Source organism: Frankia torreyi (genome assembly GCF_000948395.1).
GTDB lineage: Bacteria > Actinomycetota > Actinomycetes > Frankiales > Frankiaceae > Frankia > Frankia torreyi.
In genome coordinates this window covers 35801-57510 of record NZ_JYFN01000045.1, presented here as the reverse complement: position 1 = coordinate 57510, position 21710 = coordinate 35801, and the positions used below count along the sequence as shown (strand labels likewise).

At 71.9% G+C, this 21710-nt stretch carries 15 protein-coding genes and 2 pseudogenes; 13 read left to right on the top strand and 4 right to left on the bottom strand.

Going from position 1 to position 21710, the window contains the following annotated elements; all coding sequences use genetic code 11:
* Together FF36_RS41550 and FF36_RS22755 are read left to right on the top strand one after the other, a co-directional pair.
* Positions 1-164 (top strand): annotated as a pseudogene (locus tag FF36_RS41550) (HAMP domain-containing protein); the annotation flags it as partial.
* Positions 165-273: 109 nt separating this feature from the next.
* Positions 274-3243, top strand: a 2970-nt coding sequence (locus tag FF36_RS22755; protein ID WP_242422764.1) for a HAMP domain-containing protein, incomplete at its 5' end; no start/stop codon positions are given.
* 75 nt (positions 3244-3318) lie between these two features.
* On the opposite strand, the gene FF36_RS22750 is transcribed toward FF36_RS22755, so the two are convergent.
* Together FF36_RS22750 and FF36_RS22745 are read right to left on the bottom strand one after the other, a co-directional pair.
* On the bottom strand, positions 3319-4431 hold the full coding sequence (locus tag FF36_RS22750; RefSeq protein ID WP_044887183.1) for a fatty acid desaturase family protein: 1113 nt from the start codon (positions 4429-4431) through the stop codon (positions 3319-3321).
* Positions 4432-4532: 101 nt separating this feature from the next.
* Positions 4533-5501 (bottom strand): annotated as a pseudogene (locus FF36_RS22745) (ferredoxin reductase); the annotation flags it as partial.
* A 616-nt stretch (positions 5502-6117) separates the two neighbouring features.
* Between FF36_RS22745 and FF36_RS22740 the strand changes: the two are divergent.
* Complete coding sequence (locus FF36_RS22740) at positions 6118-6780, top strand: HdeD family acid-resistance protein (RefSeq protein ID WP_242422763.1); 663 nt, start codon at positions 6118-6120, stop codon at positions 6778-6780.
* 50 nt (positions 6781-6830) lie between these two features.
* On the opposite strand, the gene FF36_RS22735 is transcribed toward FF36_RS22740, so the two are convergent.
* Positions 6831-7610 carry an SDR family oxidoreductase gene (locus tag FF36_RS22735; protein WP_044887180.1) on the bottom strand — a complete coding sequence of 260 codons (780 nt, stop codon included), beginning with the start codon at positions 7608-7610 and terminating at the stop codon, positions 6831-6833.
* Between the two features lie 542 nt (positions 7611-8152).
* Between FF36_RS22735 and FF36_RS22730 the strand changes: the two genes are divergently transcribed.
* From FF36_RS22730 to FF36_RS22695, 8 genes are all read left to right on the top strand, one after another.
* Complete coding sequence (locus FF36_RS22730; protein ID WP_044887179.1) at positions 8153-8575, top strand: TOBE domain-containing protein; 423 nt, start codon at positions 8153-8155, stop codon at positions 8573-8575.
* Positions 8576-8776: 201 nt separating this feature from the next.
* Positions 8777-10747, top strand: a complete 1971-nt coding sequence (gene dnaK / locus FF36_RS22725; RefSeq protein WP_044887178.1) for a molecular chaperone DnaK — start codon at positions 8777-8779, stop codon at positions 10745-10747.
* The gene (locus FF36_RS22720) at positions 10740-11285 is read left to right on the top strand and encodes a nucleotide exchange factor GrpE (protein WP_044887177.1); all 546 of its coding nucleotides are present in this window, start codon (positions 10740-10742) and stop codon (positions 11283-11285) included. Before dnaK ends, FF36_RS22720 begins: the two co-directional genes overlap by 8 nt.
* A gap of 13 nt (positions 11286-11298) precedes the next feature.
* The gene (locus FF36_RS22715; RefSeq protein WP_044887176.1) at positions 11299-12321 is read left to right on the top strand and encodes a DnaJ C-terminal domain-containing protein; all 1023 of its coding nucleotides are present in this window, start codon (positions 11299-11301) and stop codon (positions 12319-12321) included.
* Positions 12321-12635: a chaperone modulator CbpM gene (locus FF36_RS22710; RefSeq protein ID WP_044887175.1), complete on the top strand. Its 315-nt coding sequence runs from the start codon at positions 12321-12323 to the stop codon at positions 12633-12635. The genes FF36_RS22715 and FF36_RS22710 overlap by 1 nt, the downstream gene beginning before the upstream one ends.
* Positions 12632-12898: a UBP-type zinc finger domain-containing protein gene (locus FF36_RS22705; RefSeq protein ID WP_011607491.1), complete on the top strand. Its 267-nt coding sequence runs from the start codon at positions 12632-12634 to the stop codon at positions 12896-12898. Before FF36_RS22710 ends, FF36_RS22705 begins: the two co-directional genes overlap by 4 nt.
* Before the next feature lie 79 nt (positions 12899-12977).
* Positions 12978-13973, top strand: a complete 996-nt coding sequence (locus FF36_RS22700) for an SRPBCC family protein (protein ID WP_044887174.1) — start codon at positions 12978-12980, stop codon at positions 13971-13973.
* A gap of 18 nt (positions 13974-13991) precedes the next feature.
* A complete protein-coding gene (locus FF36_RS22695) occupies positions 13992-15164 on the top strand; it encodes a zinc-dependent alcohol dehydrogenase (protein WP_044887173.1) in 1173 nt (390 codons plus the stop codon).
* 69 nt (positions 15165-15233) lie between these two features.
* Here the strand turns inward: FF36_RS22695 and FF36_RS22690 are convergent, their stop codons facing one another.
* Positions 15234-15929 carry a TetR/AcrR family transcriptional regulator gene (locus FF36_RS22690; protein ID WP_044887172.1) on the bottom strand — a complete coding sequence of 232 codons (696 nt, stop codon included), beginning with the start codon at positions 15927-15929 and terminating at the stop codon, positions 15234-15236.
* Between the two features lie 157 nt (positions 15930-16086).
* Between FF36_RS22690 and FF36_RS22685 the strand changes: the two genes are divergently transcribed.
* The gene (locus FF36_RS22685) at positions 16087-16854 is read left to right on the top strand and encodes a HesA/MoeB/ThiF family protein (protein ID WP_044887171.1); all 768 of its coding nucleotides are present in this window, start codon (positions 16087-16089) and stop codon (positions 16852-16854) included.
* Between the two features lie 2890 nt (positions 16855-19744).
* Positions 19745-20749: an AAA family ATPase gene (locus FF36_RS22675; RefSeq protein WP_044887170.1), complete on the top strand. Its 1005-nt coding sequence runs from the start codon at positions 19745-19747 to the stop codon at positions 20747-20749.
* Positions 20750-21710: the final 961 nt, after the last annotated feature.

Here is a 21710-nt window from a genome sequence, read left to right as displayed (position 1 = left end):
ATCAACACGATGGTCGATCAGCTCTCGGGGTTCGCCGACGAGGTGACCCGGGTGGCCCGGGAGGTCGGTACCGACGGGCGGCTCGGTGGGCAGGCGGACGTCAAGGGCGTCTCGGGTACGTGGCGTGACCTCACCGAGTCGGTGAACGTCATGGCCGGCAACCTNACCNNCCAGGTCCGGTCGATCGCNCAGGTNNCNACGGCGGTNGCNNNNGGNGACCTGTCGCAGAAGATCNNNGTNGACGCCCGNGGNGAGATCCTNGAGCTCAAGNNNACNATCAACACGATGGTCGATCAGCTCTCGGGGTTCGCCGACGAGGTGACGCGGGTGGCCCGGGAGGTCGGTACCCAGGGCAACCTCGGCGGTCAGGCCAACGTCCGCGGCGTGTCGGGAACCTGGAAGGACCTCACCGACAACGTCAACGTGATGGCCTCGAACCTGACGGCGCAGGTCCGGTCCATCGCGCAGGTCGCCACCGGCGTCGCCCGCGGCGACCTGTCCCAGAAGATCACGGTGGAGGCGAAGGGCGAGGTCGCCGCCCTGGCGTCCACGATCAACACGATGGTCGACACGCTCGGCGCCTTCGCCGACGAGGTGACGCGGGTGGCCCGCGAGGTCGGTACGGACGGCCGCCTGGGCGGTCAGGCGAGCGTGAAGGGGGTGTCCGGCACCTGGAAGGACCTCACCGACAACGTCAACTTCATGGCGAACAACCTGACCAGCCAGGTCCGCAACATCGCCCAGGTCACGACGGCGGTCGCCCGGGGCGATCTGACCCGCAAGATCGACGTCGACGCCCGCGGGGAGATCCTCGAGCTGAAGACGACCATCAACACGATGGTCGACCAGTTGTCCTCGTTCGCGGCCGAGGTGACGCGGGTGGCCCGCGAGGTGGGCACGGACGGCATCCTCGGCGGCCAGGCCGAGGTGGAGGGCCTCTCGGGCACCTGGAAGCGCCTCACCGAGAACGTCAACGAGCTGGCCGGGAACCTCACCCGGCAGGTCCGGGCCATCGCCGCCGTCACCAGCGCCGTCGCCACCGGTGACCTGACCAGGTCGATCGACGTCGATGCCCAGGGCGAGGTCGCCGAGCTCAAGGACAACATCAACGCGATGGTCCGCTCGCTGCGCGAGACGACCCGCGCGAACCAGGAACAGGACTGGCTGAAGACCAGCCTCGCCCACATCGGCGGGCTGATGCAGGGACATCGCGACCTGCAGACCGTCGCCCAGCTCGTCATCGACGAGCTGACGCCGATGGTCGACGCCCAGTACGGCACCTTCCTGCTCGCCGAGTCGGGGGTGGAACGGCCGGCGCTCAACCTGATCGCGAGCTACGGCTACCAGGCTCCCCGGGACGTTCCGCGCCGGTTCGACTTCGGGCAGTCCCTCGTCGGGCAGGCCGCGCGGACGAAGCGGACGATCGTCGTCGCGAACACGCCCGCCGACTATCTGCAGATCGCCTCGAGCCTCGGGCAGTCGGCTCCGGTCGCCCTGATCGTGCTGCCGATCCTGTTCGAGGACCAGGTGCTCGGCGTCATCGAGCTCGCCTCCTTCAGCCCCTTCACGCAGGTCCACCACGACTTCCTGAACCTGCTCACGGAGACCATCGGCGTCAACGTCAACACGATCATCGCGAACGCCCGCACCGACGCCCTGCTGGACGAGTCCCAGCGGCTCGCGTCCGAGCTGCGGGCGCGGTCCGAGGAACTGCAGTCCCGGCAGGAGGACCTCCAGCTCTCCAACGCCGAGCTGGAGGAGAAGGCCACCCTGCTGGCCCGGCAGAACCACGACATCGAGGTCAAGAACTTCGAGATCGAGCAGGCCCGTCAGGAGCTGGAGGAGCGGGCCCGCCAGCTCGCCCTCGCCTCGAAGTACAAGTCGGAGTTCCTGGCGAACATGTCGCACGAGCTCCGCACACCCCTGAACAGCCTGCTGATCCTGGCCCGGCTGCTGGCGCAGAACCCCACCCGCAACCTGTCACCGAAGCAGGTCGAGTACGCGCACGTCATCCATTCCGCGGGTTCGGATCTGCTGCAGCTCATCAACGACATCCTCGATCTGTCCAAGGTCGAGGCCGGGAAGATGGACATCCACGTCGAGGAGGTCGCCCTGGCCGACATCGTCGACGACGTCCAGGCCACCTTCTCGCCGATCACCGCGGAGAAGGGCCTGCGCTTCACCGTCGCAATGGCGCCCGACCTCCCCGCCCGGCTGCGCACCGATCGTCACCTGGTCGCGCAGGTGCTGCGCAACCTGCTGTCCAACGCGGTGAAGTTCACCGAGCAGGGCAGCGTCGACCTGGCCATCACGTCGTCCGGCGCCAGCGGGGGGGCAGCGGGGCAGTCCGTGCTGTTCTCGGTGTCCGACACCGGCATCGGGATCGCGGGGGAGAACCTGGAACGCATCTTCGGGGCGTTCCAGCAGGGCGACGGCACCACCAGCCGCCGCTACGGCGGCACCGGCCTCGGTCTGTCGATCTGTCGCGAGGTGGCGACGCTGCTGGGCGGGGAGATCCAGGCTCGCAGCGAGTTCGGGCGGGGCAGCACCTTCACCCTCCGGCTGCCGATGGCCCCGGCCGTGACGACACCGCCCGACGGCCCCCAACCCTCCGCCGAACGGCTGGCCCCGGCCCCCGTTCCCCCCTCCCCGTGGGCTGCGCTCCCCGACGGGGCGCCGTTGGACGTGGCGCCGCCGCCGGTGGACGTGGCATCGCCGGTGGACGGCGCGGCGCCGATGGACGAGGCGAAGCCGGGGCTCCACCTGGTGACCGCGAGTGCACCGGTGGCGCCGGTGGCGGTCCCCGTCGATCCGGACCCGTCCCTGGCGCGGGAGGTGGCTGCCGCCCCCGGGATCGCCGGGCGCACCGTGCTGGTGGTCGACGACGATGTGCGCAACGTCTTCGCCATCACCAGCATCCTCGACCTCTACGGGCTGCGGGTGATCCACGCCGCCGACGGGCGGATGGGCATCGACGCGCTGCAGTCCAACCCGGGCATCGACCTCGTGCTGATGGACGTGATGATGCCCGAGATGGACGGCTACGCCACCACCACCGCCATCCGGGCCATGCCTCAGTTCGCCGATCTGCCGATCATCGCCGTCACCGCCAAGGCGATGCCGGACGACCGGCAGAAGTGCCTCGACGCCGGGGCCACCGACTACGTCACCAAGCCCGTGGACATCGAGGAGCTCCTCGCCTGCATCCGGGCCGGCCTCGCCCCCGGTAGGCAACCTCGGTAAGCAGGGCGTTCGATGCCGGCCGTCGTCTGCCGGCTGCCGGCTGTCGGCTGTCGGCCGTCGGCGGGACGGCTCCCCTCAGGCGGCGCGGGGGACGACGGGCTCGGTCCGGCCGCGGCGCGCCGCCGAGCGCACCGGGCCGGGCAGCGCCAGGCGGGTGATCTGTCGCCAGACGCTCGCCGTCTGCCGGGGCAGCGAGCCGGTGGTGTAGGGCAGGCCGAAGCGCTCACACAGCTCGCGCACCCGCGGGGCGATCTGTGCGTAGCGGTTGCTGGGCAGGTCGGGGAAGAGGTGGTGCTCGATCTGGTGGCTGAGATTGCCGGACAGGAGATGGAGGAGCGCCGGGCCGCTGATGTTGGCGGAGCCGAGGAGCTGTCGCAGGTACCACTCGCCCCGGCTCTCCTCGGCGATCTCCTCCTCGGTGAAGGTCCGGGTGCCCGCCGGGAAGTGGCCACAGACGATGATGGTGTGCGCCCAGACGTTGCGGGTGACGTTCGCGGTGAGGTTGCCCAGCAGGACGGGGAGGAACGCCGGACCGCCGAGCAGGGGGAACGCCACGTAGTCCTTGAGCCCCTGGCGGGCGGACTTGCGCAGCGTCTGCCCGAGCTGGCTCGCGGTCTCGCCCCAGTCCTTCTCGCCCCGCCACGCCTTGTCGATCTCCGCGTCGTAGATCGCGATCCCGTGTTCGAAGACGGCCGCGAGACCCAGGTTGTACAGGGGCTGGGCCAGGTACACGGGGTGCCAGGGCTGCTCGGGGGAGACCCGCAGCATGCCGTACCCGAGGTCCCGATCCCGGCCGAGTACGTTCGTGTACGTGTGGTGGGCGTAGTTGTGGGAGTGCCTCCACTGCTCGGCGGGTGAGGCGAAATCCCATTCCCAGGTGGTGGAGTGGATGTCCGGGTCACGCATCCAGTCCCACTGGCCGTGCAGGACGTTGTGCCCGATCTCCATGTTCTCGAGGATCTTGGCGACGGCGAGCATCGTCGTACCGGCCAGCCACGCCGGTGGCACGAGGGACGCGAACATGACCGCTCGGCCGCCGACCTCGAGCCTGCGCTGGAGGGCGATCACCCGTCGGATGTAGCGGGCGTCGCCCTCGCCGCGGCTCGCGATGACCTCCGCCCGCAGCCGGTCGAGCTCCCGGCCGAACTCCTCGATGTCTCGGGTACTGAGATGCGTGGGCGCTGGCATCCGCGTTCTCCTCACAGGTCCGGTTCAGCTCACAGGTCCGGTTCGGCTCACAGGTCCGGTTCGGCTCACAGGTCCGGTTCGGCTCACAGGTCCGGTTCGGCTCACAGGTCGAGCTCGACGTCGCCGACGGCGGTGGACACGCAGGTCTGGATGACGTCGCCCGGGTCGCCGTGCTCCTCGCCGGTGCGCAGGTCCCGGATCCGGCCGCTGGCCAGGCGGGCCAGGCAGGTGCGGCAGACGCCCATGCGGCAGCCGCTCGGCATGGCGACGTCCGCCTCCTCGCCCGCCACCAGTAGGGGCGTGCCCGCGTCGGCGAGCGCTTCCCGTCCGCTGCGGACGAAGCGCACCCGCCCGCCGGGCCCGGCGGACGGGCGCGCCACCGGCTGGAACCGTTCCGTCCGCAGCCGGTCGGCGAGGCCGGCCGCCCGCCAGTACGCCTCCGCGTCGTCGAGCAGTCCCCGCGGCCCGCAGACCCACGCCGGCCGATCCGGCAGATCGGCGCAGGTGGCGGCCAGGTCCGCCATCGTCGGCCGCCGCGCCCGCCGGCCGGGGCGGGAGCGGGTGTGGTGCTCGTGCAGGCGGAGGCCGGGGGTCCGGGCCGCCATCCGGCGCAGTTCGTCGCCGAAGATGACCGCCGGCCCGTCGGGCGCGATGTGCGCGAGGAAGACGTCCGGCCGGTCCCCGGCGAGGGCGAGGCCGCGCAGCATCGACATCACCGGGGTGATGCCGCTGCCGGCGGTCACGAACAGCAACCGGGGCGGCAGGTCCGCCGGCAGCACGAACTGGCCCGTCGGCTGGCCGAGCCGGACGATCTCGCCGGGACGCAGCCGGTGGACGACGTGGTGGGACACGAACCCGCCGGGAGCGGCCTTCACGGTGATGGTGACGAGCCCGTCCGGGCGGCCGGGCGGGGACGACAGCGAGAACGTCCGCCAGTGCCACACGCCATCGATGTTCACGCCGACGCCGACGTGCTGGCCGGCGAGGTGTCGCCGCCAGCCGCGACCGGGCCGCAGGACGACGGTCGAGGCGTCCGGGGTCTCCGGTACCACCTCTTCGACCCGGCCGGANAAGTGCCGCCGCGACCACAGCGGGTTCACCATGGCCCGGTAGTCGTCCGGCGTCAGCGGGCTCGTCAGGACGCCCGCCGCCGCGGTCAGCATCGGCCTGACGGTCAGCATCGGCCTGATAGTCAACATCGATTGAATCACCTCGCCGGCGGCCATACCGGACCAGACGTCTTTCCGAAGAGAATCCCGGTGATTCCGAGCGGGGGCACAGCGACTTCGGGTCGGCTCGACGGCAGGCTACACCGCAGCCGTGGGCCGTCGATTCGATCAATGTGCGGCGTGGCGCCGTCGGCGGCCGCAGGCATCGTCATTCCCGGGGAATTTCCCACGGTCGGTGACGTGCCTGCGGCTCGCGGGTCCGGAGCCGCGCCCGACCTGAATAGTCCGGCACCGCGGCCGGCGGTCCGCCGGGACGATTTCCGGTGGTCATGCGTGGTCGGCTCTACGGTGGGAATCAGGGTGCTGACCTGTGGTCCAGAAGTGAGGGACGGATCCCGCCAGACGGGACGACCCTGACGAGACGGGGGTGGGAACTGTGATCGATCAACGGGCTGCGGACCGAAGGACGCAGTCGCGGTCAGCCGGTATTCCGTGGTACGCACTTCTCGCCGTAGGTGTGGCTTTCACCCTGTTCGCGCTGGCGATCCCGCAGTTCGACATGCATTCCCTGAAGAGGATCGCGGTGGTGCTGGGGATCGTCCTGCTGCTGGGCGCGGCCAGCGAGGTGCTGGCCGCGGGGGCGACCGCCCGGGACTGGCGGTGGTCCCACCTGCTGCTCGCCGCGCTGTTCGTGGTGGGCGGGATCGTGGCGCTGGTCTGGCCGGATCCCACCTTCAAGGTGGTGGCTCGGACGGTGGCCTGGTTCTTCCTGATCAAGGGTGTGTACGACATCATCAACTCGTTCGCGGCCCGGCGCTCCGAGCAGCACGCCGAGGCCGAGGCGGACGGGCGGGCGCCGGCGCAGTGGTGGATGCCGCTCGTCGTCGGCGCGCTGGAGATCGGGGTCGCGTTCTGGGCGGTGGGCTACCCGCGGGACTCGCGGTCGCTGCTGGCCCTGTGGGTCGGGCTCGCCGCTCTCGCACTCGGCCTGACCAAGATCGCCATGGCTCTGCGGCTACGGGGAGTCCGGGCGCCCGCGCCCCTGGACAGCCTGCACCTGGACGACCTGACGACCGCCGGCTTCGGCGGCAGGGCGGTCGCGGAGGGCGGACGCCTGGAAGGGGGCCGCGCCCAGCGGGCGACGACGACCAGCGACCGCTACCCGACCGGCGACCGGTAGACGATCGGCGACCGGTAGGTGACTGACGATAGACCGGCCCGCTGGCGGCCTCAGGCGGTGGGGCCGCCGGCGAGTACCGACCAGCCGGCGTCGACGCGTAGGACCGTTCCGGTCGCCGGGCGCAGGGCGGGGTCGAGGGCCAACCCGACGGCGGCGGCGACGTCCGCCGGTTCCAGGATGCGGTGCAGCACCGAGTTGTCCGCCAGCGCCTTCTCGCGTTCCGCGTTGAGGACCGCTGCGGTGGCCTCGGTGCGCACGGCGCCGGGCGCGACGGTCAGGACGCTGATCCCGTCGCGGGCCGTCTCCGCGGCGACGTGGCGGGCGAAGGTGGCCAGCGCCGCCTTCGCCGTGCCGTGGGCGAGCCGGCCCGCGCCCACGTAGTCGGCGGCGGTGCTGCCGAGATAGACCAGCCGCCCCTCGCCCTGCGCCCGCATGACCGCCACCACCTGCTGGGTGATGTGGAAGGCCCCGGCGAGCTCGCCGGTCATCTTCGCGGCGAACGCCGCCCAGGTCAGCTCGCTCAGCGGTGCGAAGGGCGGGGCGACGGTGTTCGCGTTGACCACCAGCGCGTCGATCCGGCCGCGGTCGGCGAGCACGGTCGCGACCAGCGACGCCACGTCGTCCGGGGCGGTGACGTCACCCGCCAGCGCGACCGCGCTGCCCCCCGACCGGTGAATTCCCGCGACCACGGCGGCCGCCGCGTCGGCATCGCGCCGGTAGTTCACGACCACGTGATAACCGCGGCGGGCGAGGTCGGCGGCGATCGCCGCCCCGATTCCCCGCCCCGCCCCGGTGACGATCGCCGTCGCTGTCGTCGGTGTTTCTGCCATTCCGACCTCGTTGCGGATGAGGGAGTGGACCGTGGACCTCGGCGGATTCCCAGATCCCGGGCGCCGCCATCCGCGAGGCGGCATTCGGGCCGACGCCTCGCCGGCCGCCGAGGCGAACCGCACCCAACGCCGGCGACGGTCGTCATTGCCCGTACTCTATCCGCCGGTCGGTCCGCGGGCGGGGTACGGCCGGAACGTTTTGGTGGGAACATCCGGGTGGCCCGGTTCGAGCCGCTTTGCGCCGCCCTGGCCCGGAGCGGATAGCCCGGAACGCCGTCCCCGGGCGGTAATGTGCGGGGCCGGCGGGAGCCAGTCGAGCGCTCTCGGGTATCGGCAGCCGTCTCCGAAATGTGGGATCGGCCACATCCGTGCGGCCACTTGCCTACGCTTTTCCAGACGCAAAGGGAGACGCATCCGCGGCGTTCACCCGCGGCTCTTTTCGGTACGTGCGGAAATCAAGGCGCGATCGGAGCGGGCACGTGTCCCAGGCGAACGAGTAGAACTGAAGGGACGCGCTGGGTGGACCGACGAAAGGTGTAGCCGTGAGTCTGACCATACGTAACCAACTGACCGGAACCGTCACCGACATCACCGAAGGTGCGGTGATGAGTACTGTACTAATCGCATTGCCTGGCGGGCAGAAGGTGACGGCCGCGGTGACCATAGATGCGATCAAGGAACTCGGCCTGTCGGCGGGCTCCACCGTCGAAGTGCTGATCAAGTCCACCGAGGTTTCCCTCACCACCGGCAGCGTGGACGGTCTGAGCATCCGCAACCAGCTCCGCGGCACGATCTCCAGCCTCGAGACCGGCGGCGCGATGGCCGTCGCGCACATCGCCCTCGACAGCGGCGGCGAGCTCACCTCCGCGATCACCCTGGCCGCCGCGACCGATCTCGGCCTTGCCGAGGGTTCCTCCGTCACCGCCCTGATCAAGTCGACGGAAGTGGCCCTCGCGGCCGTCTGAGCGGCCCGGCACGGTGCCGACGCCCGCGCCGCCGCGGCCGCCACGAGCGACCACGGCGGCGTCGAGCACCGCCCGCGCCGCTCGGTATCGGGGCCGGCCGGGCCCGTGACCTGCCGGGATCTGGCGTCACACCCGATTGGTTCCGGCCCACGGGGGCAGCCTTCGCGTGACCCGCACGTCGCGGACTCCCGGGAGGGCATCGTGGGTAAGGCTGTAGGAATCGACCTGGGGACGACGAACTCGGTCATCGCCGCCGTGGAAGGCGGCCAGCCGACCGTCATCCCCAATGCCGAGGGAGCCCGGACGACCCCTTCCGTGGTCGCATTCACGCAGAGTGGGGAGAGGCTGGTCGGGGAGCTTGCCCGCCGCCAGGCAATTCTCAATCCGAAGGGCACGATAACCGCGGTGAAGCGGTTCATCGGCCGCCGGTACAGCGAGGTGGCAAGCGAACTTCGGACCGTCACCTACGACATTCATCGGGGCACCGACGACGCGGCGCGGATCGTCGTGCGCGGGCGGCAGTACGCGCCCGAGGAGATTTCCGCGATGGTGCTGCGGAAACTGGTCGACGACGCCGCCCGATTCCTCGGCGAGAAGGTCACCGAAGCGGTCATCACCGTGCCGGCCTACTTCAACGACGCGCAGCGGCAGGCCACGAAGGACGCCGGCCGGATCGCCGGCCTGGAGGTCCTGCGGATCATCAACGAGCCGACCGCGGCGGCGCTGGCGTACGGGATGGACAAGCGCGCGCACGAGACCGTGCTCGTCTTCGACCTCGGCGGCGGCACGTTCGACGTGTCGATCCTCGACGTCGGCGACGGCATCGTCGAGGTGCGCGCGACCGCCGGCGACACCCATCTCGGCGGCAGCGACTGGGACCGCCGCCTCGTCGACCTGCTCGCCGACGAGTTCACGAACAACAACGGCATCGACCTGCGCAGCGACCCGCAGGCGCTGCAGCGGCTGTTCGAGGCCGGGGAGAAGGCGAAGATCGAGCTTTCCTCGGTGACGCAGACGCAGGTGAACCTGCCGTTCGTCACGGCCGACGCAGGCGGCCCGAAGCACCTCGACACCACCGTGACCCGCTCGCAGTTCGAGCAGGTGACGGCGGATCTGCTTGAACGGTGCATGGGGCCGCTGCGGCAGGCGATGTCGGACGCGAAACTCTCCGAGCGGGACCTCGACGAGGTGATCCTCGTCGGCGGCGCCACCCGCATGCCGGCTGTGCAGGCCCTCGTGCGCCGGCTGACCGCCGGCAAGGATCCGAACATGACGGTCAACCCGGACGAGGTCGTCGCCGTCGGCGCCGCCATCCAGGCCGCGGTCATCAAGGGCGAGGTCTCCGACGTGCTGCTGCTGGACGTCACCCCGCTCTCCCTCGGAGTGGAGACCCTCGGCGGCGTGAGCACGAAGGTGATCGACCGCAACACCACGATCCCGGCGCGGCGCACCGAGACGTTCTCCACGGCGGAGGACAACCAGTCGGCGGTGGACATCGTCGTGCTCCAGGGGGAACGCGAGATGGCCGCCGACAACCGGACGCTGGGCCGGTTCCGCCTGGAGGGAATCCGCCCCGCCCCGCGCGGTCGGGCACAGGTCGACGTCACCTACGACATCGACGCCAACGGCATCCTCAACGTCACGGCGAAGGACACCGACACCGGCGTCGAGCAGCGGATCACCATCTCGGACAACACCAACCTGCCGTCCGAGGACATCGAGCGCATGGTCGCCGACGCCGAGCGCAACCGGGCCGAGGACATCCGGCTGCGGGAGAACGCCGACGCCCGCAACCAGCTCGACACCATCGTCTACCAGGTCGAACGCCGACTCGCCGAGCTCGGCGGCCGGGTTGCGACGCACGAGTCGGCCCGCGCCGAGCAGCTCATCGCCGATGCCCGGCGCGCCCTGGCCGAGAACGCCGACGTCGACCGCGCCCGGCCGATCATCAACGATCTGCAGCAGATCCTCTATGGTCTGCCCGCCGCCGGGGAGCGGGAGACGGCGTCCGCGCCGGGAGGTACGTCGTCGTCGGCCGGCGGTGCCGGTGCGGCCGGCGCAGCCGGTGGTGCCGGTGGTGGTGGGGCTGGCGGGGTCGGTGCTGGCGGAGGCCAGGGGGCCGGTGGGGACGACGTCATCGACGCCGAGTTCACCACCGGGGACGATGGCTGAGGACCGGTCGGACGCCGAGCGGCCCGACATCGAGCGGCCCGACATCGAGCGGCCCGACGCGGCGACGGCATCCGATCTCGCCGTCCAGCTCGAACAGTGCCAGGCGGCTCACCTGCGGACGCTGGCGGACTTCGACAACGTCCGTCGGCGGACGGGCCGGGAGATCGCCGCGGCGAAGGCAGCCGAGCGGGATCGGGTGGTGCTGGCCTGGCTGCCCGTGCTGGATCATCTCGAACTGGCGCTCGGGCACGCCGAGTCTCATCCTGATGCGCTCGTCGACGGCGTCCGCGGGGTCCGCCACCTCGCCCTGGAGGCCCTGCGGGCCAGCGGGGTCAGCCGCATCGACGCCGACAGCGGTCTGTTCGATCCCCACCGGCACGAGGTCGGGGCCGTCGTCGACGGCTCCGCGTGGGCGACGGCGGGCCCGGCCGGAACCGTCGTCGAGGTGATGCGCCCCGGCTACCAGGCCGACGGGCACGTGCTGCGGCCGGCGTCGGTGGCCGTGAGCGCCGGCCCGCGCTCGCCGACGGCGTCGTGACTGTGGAGATCAGATGAGCGCCAGCGGAACCAGGGATCGCAGCCGGGGGAACTTCTACGAGATCCTCGGCGTCCCCCGCGACGCCGACCCCGACGCCATCCAGAGCGCCTACCGCAGGCTCGCCCGCAGATACCACCCGGACATCAACTCCGATCCGCGGGCCGAGGAGCGGTTCAAGGAGGTGTCGGAGGCCTACGACATCCTGTCCGACCCGGAGAGCCGAAAGCGGTACGACCGGTTCGGCCGGGACTTCCGCCGGATGCCCGAGGGCGCCGAACACTGGGCCGGTGCCGGTGCCGGTGCCGGTGCCGGTGCCGGTGCCCGTGCCCGTGCCCGTGCCGGCCCCGGTGCCGGTCCGGGAACGGGTGGCGGCGGCGGTCCGGATGCCCGTTTCGAGGGCTTCTCGGGTTTCGAGGGCTTCGGCGTCGACGACCTGTTCGGCGGCTTCTTCCGCCGCCGCGACCAGGCGGGCCCGGTGCCCGGTGCGGACCAGGAAGCCGAGATCGAGGTCGGCCTGGCCGAGGCGTACCACGGGGGGCGGCGGCGGATCACTCTGCCCGCCTCCGGTGGCGGCACGCGGGAGGTGGAGGTGACGATCCCGGCCGGGGTCACCGACGGCCAGCGGCTGCGGCTGGCCGGGCAGGGCGGCCAGGGCCGCGGCGGGGGCGGGCGTGGCGACCTGTACCTGGTGGTGCGGCTGGCCCCGGATCCGAGGTTCCGGGTCGAGGGCCGCGATGTGTACATCGATCTGCCGCTCGCGCCGTGGGAGGGAGTCCTCGGCGCGCGTGTCACCCTGCCCAATCCGGCCGGCGGCGAGGCGACCCTCACCGTCCCGCCCGGCACCTCCACCGGCCGCCGTCTGCGCCTGCGCGGACGGGGCCTGCCTCGGCCCGGGCGTGCTCCGTACCGCGGTGAGGGCGCCGGCGACCTCTACGCCCACGCGCGGATCATGGTCCCGCCGAAGCCGACCGAACGGGAGCGGGAGCTGTTCGCCGAGCTCGCCGGGACGTCGTCGTTCAACCCGAGGGAGCGGTGATGACCACGCTGCTGGTGCGCACCCGAGCCGTCGACCGTCGCGACCAGGCGCTTGATCTGGACGCCTTCTGCGCCGCGGTCCGGCTGCATCCCGATCTGGTTCGCCGGCTGGTGGCGCTCGGCCTGCTCGACGCCGACATCGACCCCGCCGGCCGCTACACGCTCGCGGCGACGGCGGTGGCCCGCGCCGCCCGCATCGAACGGCTCCGCCGTGACCTCGGCATCACCTACGCCGCGAGCGGGGTCGTGCTCGACCTGCTCGACCGGATCGGTGAACTCGAACGGCTGCTGCGAGTCCGAGGAGGTCGATCATGACCACTACCGGGGTGGATCCCCATCTCGCGCTGGTTCGACCCGTTGTTCCGCACACCGCGCGCGGCTGTGAGGACTGCCTGCGGGTCGGCTCCGTCTGGGTGCACCTGCGGCTGTGCCTGACCTGCGGCCACGTCGGCTGCTGCGACTCCTCCCCGCTGCGCCACGCCCGGGCCCACGCGCACGCCACCGCCCATCCGATCGTGCGCTCCTTCGAACCGGGCGAGCACTGGCGCTGGTGCTACGTCGACGAGACCTTCGTCTGACCGGGATCAGGAGCCGATCACGAATGCCCACGCCCGGCCGGCACGGCCGGCCGGCCGAAGTCGAAACGGGGGATCAGCGATGAGCACGCAGAACAGTCAACAGCAGTTCCGCGACCCGCAGGCGCGCCAGCCCGGCGACCAGGGAGAACGCGGCGGCGCGCGAGGTGCCGTCCGCCCGGACGCCCTCGGCAGCGCGCTCGGCTGGTTCGGCATCGGCCTCGGCGCGACCGAGCTCGGGGCGCCCGACCTGGTCGCCCGGGCCATCGGAGCCGACGACTCGGCCGTCTCCAGGACCCTGACGCGGATCTTCGGCGGCCACAAGATCGCCGGCGGGGTCGGCGTGCTCGGCAGCGAGCAGCCGGGCCGGTGGCTGTGGGGACGGGTCGCGGGCGACCTGCTCGACCTGTCGGCGCTGGCGCTCGTCGCGGCCCGGCGCCGGGTGACCGGCGCCGGCCTGGCCCGCCCGCTGTTGGCCGTGGGCTCGGTCGTCGGCGTCACCGTGCTGGACGTCATCGCCGCCCGCCGCCACAGCCGCGCCGAGGCGCCGGGCCATCTGGTGCACGCGAGGTCGAGCACCACCATCCGCCGGGCCCCCCAGGACCTCTACCGCCGGTGGCACGACTTCGAGTCGTTGCCCACGTTCATGTACCACCTCGACTCGGTGCGGACCACCGACGGAACCTCGCACTGGAAGATCCGGGGACCGGCCGGGAGGAAGATCAAATGGGATGCCCGGATCGTCGAGGACCGGCCCGACGAGCTGATCGCCTGGCGGTCGGTCGGCCGCTCGGACGTCCGCAACGCCGGCACGGTGCGCTTCCGGCCGGCGCCCGGGGGCCGGGGGACCGAGGTCCAGGTCGACCTGGAGTACCAGCCGCCCGCCGGAGCCGCCGGCGTCGCGCTCGCGAAGGTGCTCGGGGAGGAACCCGGTCAGCTTCTCGCCGAGGACCTGCGCCGCTTCAAGCAGCTCATGGAGACCGGCGAGGTCGTCCGGTCCGAGGCGAGTCCGACCGGCTCCCGGCCGGCCAGCCGCCTGCTGCGCCAGCACCCGGCCCGGCCGCTCGGCCGAGCGTAACGCGAAGGGACTCCAGTCATGCGTGCAAACTGCTGGCTCGGTCGGGGCGAGGTCGAGGTCCGACAGGTCCCCGATCCGCAGATCCTGAACAGCCATGACGCGGTCATCCGGGTCTCCAAGACCGCCATCTGCGGCACCGACCTGCATCTCTACGACGGGTTCGTGCCGACGATGATGAAGGGGGACGTGCTCGGCCACGAGTTCATGGGCGAGGTGGTCGACGTCGGTCACGACGTGGAGACCCTTCGCATCGGCGACCGGGTCGTCGTGCCGTTCCCCATCGCGTGCGGACGGTGCAACACCTGCCTGGCCGGCGACTACTCGCTGTGCGAGAACTCCAACCCGAACGCCTCCCTGGCGGAGAAGATCCTCGGCCACGCCCCCGGCGGCATCTTCGGCTACTCGCACATGCTCGGCGGATTCCCCGGCGGGCAGGCCGAGTACGCCCGGGTGCCGTTCGCCGACATCGGACCCATCAAGATCGAGGACGACCTGCCGGACGAGCGCGTGCTGTTCCTCTCCGACATCCTCCCCACCGGGTACATGGGGGCCGAGTTCTGCGACATCACGCCCGGTGACGTCATCGCCGTCTGGGGGGCCGGGCCGGTCGGCCAGTTCGCCGTCGCGAGCGCCTTCCTGCTCGGCGCCGAGCGGGTCATCGTCATCGACCGGTTTCCCTACCGGCTCGAGATGGCCCGGGACAACTCGGGGGCCGAGCCCGTCAACTACGAGGAGTCCGACGTCCGCGAGGCGCTGCTGGAGCTGACCGCCGGGCGCGGCCCGGACGCCTGCATCGACGCCGTGGGCCTCGAGGCGCACCATTTCTCGCACGCGGCCCACTCCTACGACCGTGCGAAGCAGGTCACCCGGCAGGAAAGTGACCGCCCGTTCGCCCTGCGGGAGGCGGTGCGCAACTGCCGCAACGGCGGTGTCGTCTCGGTCATCGGCGTCTACGGCGGGTTCGTCGACAAGTTCCCGATGGGCTCACTGATGAACCGCGGACTGACCCTGCGGTCCGGGCAGTGCCACGTGCAGCGGTATCTGCGGCCGCTGCTCGACCGGATCCGCAACGGCGAGATCGACCCGAGTTTCGTCATCACTCACCGACTCGGCCTCGACGACGCGCCCCACGGCTTCACGACGTTCAGGGACAAGGAGGACGAGTGCATGAAGGTGGTACTCACCCCTTGACCGGACGGCCGGATGACCGGACGGCCGGATGACCGCAGCCGGACGGCCGGACGACCGGACCACTACCCGCTACCCGCCCCGCGGCCCGTCCGCGGCCGCCTTGTCCTGCACCCCGGGCGGCTGCTCGGCCAGCGTCTCGCCGCGCATCACGGTGAGCAGCTCGGATTCCGGTGGAGGCGGCGGCGCCGACGTCGCGGCGGCGGCCTGCAGCCCGTCGAGCAGGAGGGCGATCAGCCGGGCGGAGCTCTCCGGGGCGTGCGCGCCGGCACGGTGGATGAGACCGGCGTTGGCCATCAGGATGATCAGAATGTCCTGCGGGGCGAAATCGGCGCGTAGCGCCCCCGCGTGCTGTGCGCGGCGGATGGTGCGCACCACGTCCCGCCGGGCGTTGTCGCGTGCCGCGTCGATCGCGGCGTCCGGGAAGGCGTCGCTGGCCAGCAGGTCGGCCAGCCCCCGATCCGCCGCCTGCATCCGGCACAGTGCTGTCAGGTAGCCGCGCAGGGCAGTCCACGGATCGGGTTCGGCCGCCGCGGCGGCCGCCATCTGCGCGTACTTTTCCATCTGCTCGGACAGGGCGGCGGCGACGAGCTGGCAGCGCGAGCCGAAATGCCGGTAGAGCGTGGCGTTCCCGACGTTGGCACGCTGCGCGATCTCATCGAGTGAGGCCTGGATGCCCTGCTCCGCGAACACCCGGCGAGCGGTCGCCAGAATCGCCTGCCGGTTACGGCGAGCGTCCGCGCGGGTAGCCGGTGCAAGATCAGACATCCAGTCATCCTAACCGCGGGCGGGGACGGGACCGGCGTTCTTGGTACTGTGGTCGGCGAACCGGGGATTCGTCCCCGGTGGGGGTGAGAAGCGCGCAAACGCGGGAAACCAGAGCCAACTTCTGGAAAACGTCGGCCACACCAGACGAGGGCAGGTCATGGACACCCAGCGCTTCACGCGCCAACTGATGGCCGGTTTCGGCCCCGGTGAGCAGGAGCGTCTGAGCGGGGCGACGGTGCTCGTGGCCGGGATCGGCGGGGTGGGCGGCGCCGCCACCACCTATCTCGCCGCCGCCGGCGTCGGGCGACTGGTGTTGGTCCATCCCGGCCCGTTGGAGAAGCCCGATCTGAACCGCCAGACCCTGATGCGCCCCGACCGGATCGGCGAGCCCCGAGTCCTGATCGCCGCGGACACCCTGGGTATCCACTACCCGGAGGTCGCGGTGGAGACCTGGGACCGGGACCTGTTCGATCCGCTGCTGCCCGAGCTGGTGGCCGCCGCCGACGTCGTGATCGACGCGCGGCACAACTTCCCCGAACGCTTCCAGATCAACCGAATGTGCCTGGACGCCGAGGTGCCTCTGGTCGTCGCGGCGATGAACGCGACCGAGATCCAGTTGCTCACCGTCGCCGGGGACAGCGCATGCCTGCGGTGCGTTTTCGCCGAGGGCGACCCCGACTGGGATCCCCTCGGGTTCCCCGTCTTCGGAGCGGTCGCGGGGACGGTCGGGTGCCTCGCGGCGATGGAGGTCATCAAGCTGATCTCCGGGTTCGGCGAGCCGTCCATCGGCCGGATGCTCGTCGCCGATCTGTGGGATCTGGACGTCCGTTCGCTGTCGGTGGTGCGCGACCCCACCTGCGCGGACTGCGGCTCCCGGCAGCGGACGCCTCGCGCCTCCCGGCTGGACAGCGCCTCAGGGCGTTAGGGCAGCCGGCCACCGCACCGTCTCGAGGCGGCCGTGGCCAGGCCCGGTCGCGCGGGCTCGGCCGTGTCCAGGGCTGGTCGTCGCGCGGGCCCGTTCGTCGCGCGGGCCCGTTCGTCGCGCGGAGCCACCCCTGGTCGGCGGGCTGTCCGGCGCCAAGCCGGATCGTGGGCGAGGCAGGTGTCCAGGCCGGTCGTCAGGTGGGCCGGCGGGGGGAGNGGGGCTGCGTCGTCGGATCCCCGCCGGGAAGCTCGACGAGTGTCTGCTCCGGCTGGGTGGTGATGCCCGGCCGTGGGCTCGGGGTGTCCGTGGGCTGCGGGGGACGCGGGACGGGCGATGTCGTCGCCGGTGGAGGCGGCAGGGTGACCACGTTCCCGGTTTCGGGGTCGGGGATGACGGCCGGCTGTGGTCGCGTCCCCGCCCGCTCGGCGGTCGCGGGCGCCGGGCGCGGTTCGACGGGCGTGGCCTGCGGTCGGGGCGGCGGGGCCGGCAGCGGGCGAGCTGGAGCCGTGCCGGTCTGACCCGGCAGCCCCGATGGCTGTTTCGCTACCGTCGCCCGCCGCGTGCCGTCGATGAGCACGGCGTCGGGGCCGGCCGGATCGTTCACCCACACCTGATCGCCCTCGGCGGTCACGGTGATCCGCGCGGTGTCTGCGGCGGTCGCCGGCTCGGGGGCGGACCCGGGGACGACGATCGGTGAGATGAATCCGCGAGTGCGCGTATCGAAGACCCAGACCATCCGGCCATCCTGGTCCGGGATGTAGATCATCCCGCCATGTCCGACCGGTGGACCGAGCCGGCGGGGAGCTACCGGCCCCTCGTCCCCCTCGCCTCCGCGGCCCGCTTCGCCGCCTCCGGCCGCTGCGTCCCCTTTGGCCGCGTCGCCTCCGCGGATTGGGTCGCCTCCGGTGACGTCGGGTCCACTGGCCTGCCCGTCCGGTCGGGCCAGGTCGCCGCCCGTGTGGGCGTCCCCCGGAGGCGTCGCCGAGCCCTCTGATGATCTCGCAGGTCGATCGATGTCGGGGAGCCCGGTCGGGGCTGCGGGGCCGGCGGAGGCCGCGTCGCCGCCACCCCCCGCTCGGACTGTGTCGTCCCCCGGCGGGGATGGACTGCCCTCCGCTCGGGCCGTGCCACCCCCCGGCTGGGTCGTGCCACCTCCCGGCTGGGCCGTGCTGCCCCCCGCTCGGGCCCTTCCATCATCCGGCACGGTTGGCAGATCATGCGCGGTCACCGTGCCGTCGTGGACGTCTGCGAGCAGGAGCCGTCCGGCAACCGTGTCGATTACTGGGACGGTGCCCTGCTCTGTCGCGTCGGCCGCAACCACCACCGGGTCGGACGGTGCGGACGCGGTGGTCAGGGTCACCGGCAACGCGATCGCCCGGCCAGGCCGGGCGCCGGCGAGCGGGATCGCCGTCCCGGCCGTGCCGTCGACGACCACCGGGCGATCCTGGGCCAGCACGATGTCGATCTGATGGTCCGGTCGGGCGACGGGAATCGGGGCCGACGCCACGCCATCGCGGATCGGCACCACGGAGCCGCTGGTACGCACGGGCACCCACAACGTTCCGTCCCGCGTCCGGACGACGGCGCCGAGGGCTCCGCCGAGGTCGATGACCGGTCCAACGTCGGTGAGCAACCGTCCGTCCAGGCGTCGTACCCGCCCACTCGCACCATCAACGGCGTAGATCACCTTGCTCCCTGCGATCACTGTCGTGCCGGGACGCAGGCTGGCCGTTCGGGCGGGGGCAAGGCGTTGCGGCTCGATCAGGTGGAGCAGGCCGGCGTCCTCGTCGCAGACGAGGAGATCCGGGCCGTTGCGCAGGACGGACAGCCGATGTCCGACTGCGCCGGGCACGGTGACGGCCGCGTCCGCCCGCTCGGTCGTGCTCTGCAGGTGCGTGACGGTGCCGGTCGACTCGCTCGCCAGCCAACTGCCGCCGGTGGTGAGGTCGAGGGCGAACGGTGGCGTTCCGGGTGCGGCGGCGGCCAGCCCGGCGCCCACGCACAGCGCCGCGCCGGCCGCTGCCGTGATGACGCGACGCAGCCGCCGCCCGAATGCGGAGATGGTCGTGGTCTCACTTTCCCTGATCAGGGCCGGCGCGCGGGCGCGGCAAGGCAGCTCCGGCAGCACGGCCGTGCCGGGCGTCGTTGGTCCTCGGCGCCGGAGTGCAGGCGGTGGGAGCGGACAGCCCGAACGGGTCGGTGTCCTCGAACGGGTCGGTGTCTGTGTGGGCGTGCCACCCCGCCCGCCCACACAGACACCGCGGGGGAGCGCCGCGGGAGGGGTACAGCGCTCACCGCATCCCAGGCGCCATACCCAACGGCGCGCGGGAGTCTGTTGATATTCATGTGTTGACGTCGACTATCCCGAGATGGACCACTTGGGCGGGTCATCCCTCTTGGTAGGTAGGACGCGGCGTTCGTCGGACAGGTTGCGACGCGCTTGATGCCTTTCGTGACATCACCTCGGGGGAGTCGCGCAGCATGGCGGACGCCGGTGCGGCGCGTGCATGCCGGTGTGGGCCTCCTGGCCATCAGATCAACAACTAATTCAGGCTATGGCACAACGAAACGGGGGTGCCCGTCGTCTACCGCAGCGGAACGGATCGTCTCCGTGTCGGCGACGGCCGCTGGAGTCGCCGTTCCCGGGCGGATCTCCCCACCGCCCGCGGGCGGACCGGGCCGGTCGCCCCCTAGTCCGGCACGGTCCGCCCCCCGACTCGTACCCGCCCGCCCGCACCAGCCCGATCGCAGCAGGTGCGACCGGTAGCAGCACGACTCGTACCCGCCCGATCGGTCCCGACGAGGAGGAGCCCGACCCGGTGATGAGCAGCCAGTCCGCGCGGCGAGGACGGTCAGCGTTCCCTACCCCGACCGGACCAGGAGGCAGGGCATGACAAACAGGAACGACGACCGCGACCACCTGCGCGGCGACCAGTCCGGCGTGGCCGCGTTCTCGGCCACCTTCCATGACGTCGTCGCGAATATCGAGAAGGTCATCCGGGGCAAGCGGGATGTTGTCGAACTCGCGACGATCTGCCTGTTCGCCGAGGGGCACCTGCTCGTCGAGGACGTTCCGGGCCTGGGTAAGACCTCGCTGGCCCGAAGCCTCGCGGCCTCGGTCAACGCCGGCTGCCACCGCATCCAGTTCACGCCGGACCTGCTGCCGGCGGACATCACCGGGACGATGGTGTACGACCAGCGTGCCAACGAGTTCGGCTTCCGCCGCGGACCCGTCTTCGCCAACCTCGTCATCGGCGACGAGATCAACCGCGCCTCACCGAAGACGCAGTCGGCCCTGCTGGAGGTGATGGAGGAAGGGCGGGTCACCGCTGACGGCACGGGCTATCCCGTGCCCCGCCCGTTCATGGTCGTGGCGACGCAGAACCCGATCGACATGGACGGGACATACAGCCTTCCCGAGGCCCAACTGGACCGGTTCCTCATGCGGCTGAGGATGGGGTACCCGTCGGTCGATGCCGAGCTGGAGATCCTTGAAGGCCGGCAGGTGGGACGGCGGATCGAGGACCTGAGGCCGGTGATGCGGGCGGAGGACGTCGTCGCCCGAACGGCCCAGACCTTCGCCGTCCACGTCGCGCCGGCGCTGCGCCGTTACCTCGTGGACCTGGTGGCCGCCACGCGGACCATCCCCGACATCGTCCGGTTGGGGGCGAGCCCACGGGGCAGCATCGCGCTGCTGCGCGCTGTCCAGGTCAGGGCCGCCGCGCACGCCCGGGTGTTTGCCACTCCCGACGACGTCAAGGCAGTGGCCGGCCCGGTCCTGGCGCATCGTCTGGTGCTCAGCCCGGAGGCCGAACTGCGGCGCGTCATCGCCGAGGATGTCGTCGACGAGATCCTGCAGACGGTGCCGTCACCGCGCCGGCTCGTCGGAATCTGATCGTGTCGTCCCCCGACGACCGTCGCCAGGGCGGCGACCGGGCTGACCGCGGGCTGCTCCGGGTCATCGACGCGGACACGGCGACCACCCCCTTGCCCGCCTTGATGCCGCCCGCCCCGCTGCCGTCCGCCTCGGTGTCCCCGTCTCCAGCCTCCCTCGCCCGGACCATGCAGCGCCGGACGGGCCGGTCCGCGCCGGACCGGCCCGAACCCGGGCGGACCGTGCGCGGGCTCGGCGAGCGTCACCGTCCGCCTACCCAGGAGCCGCTCCCGCGCCCGGCCGCGGTGGGCCGGCGAGTCGCCTCGGCGGGCCGGCAGCTCACCCCGACCGGTGCGGACGCCGCGGAACGGGCGGGCTCGACCCCGCCGGGTTGGGCCCCCTCCATGGTCGGACCTGCGGAACGCGTTGCTTCCGGGACGGCGGAACCGGACGTGGCCACGGCGGAATGGCCGGCACCGGCCCGAAACGGGCCTGCCCGGTCGGAACCCGTCTCGTCGAGTTCGGGCGCGTCGGGATCTGGACCGGTGGGGCCCGATCGGTCCGGTCCCGGGAGCGCTGCGTCCCCGGCGAAGCAGGGCTGCCCGTCGGATCGTGGAGCCGTGGGGAGCGGGGATCCGCCGGGAAGGGCCCGCCTGAGGGTCACCCCGCTGGGATGGGGGATGTGCGTCACCGTCGCGGCCCTGCTCCTGGGCGCTCGAGTGCTGCGATACGCGGAGCTGGCTGTACTCGGCGGGGCCGGGGCCGCGGCGATGGGTCTGGCGGCTGCTACGGCCGTTCGCCGCCCAAGGGTGTCGGTGGCGGTCCGCGTGTCGCCCAGACGGGTCACCCGAAGTGAGGCCGCCACCCTCACCGTCACGGTCCGCAACCTGTCGCGGTGGCCTTCGCCGCCGTTCACCCTTCATCTGCCGCATGGCCCTGCCGCCGCGCGCCCGGACCTACCGGGGCCGGGTGCTCCCCGTGC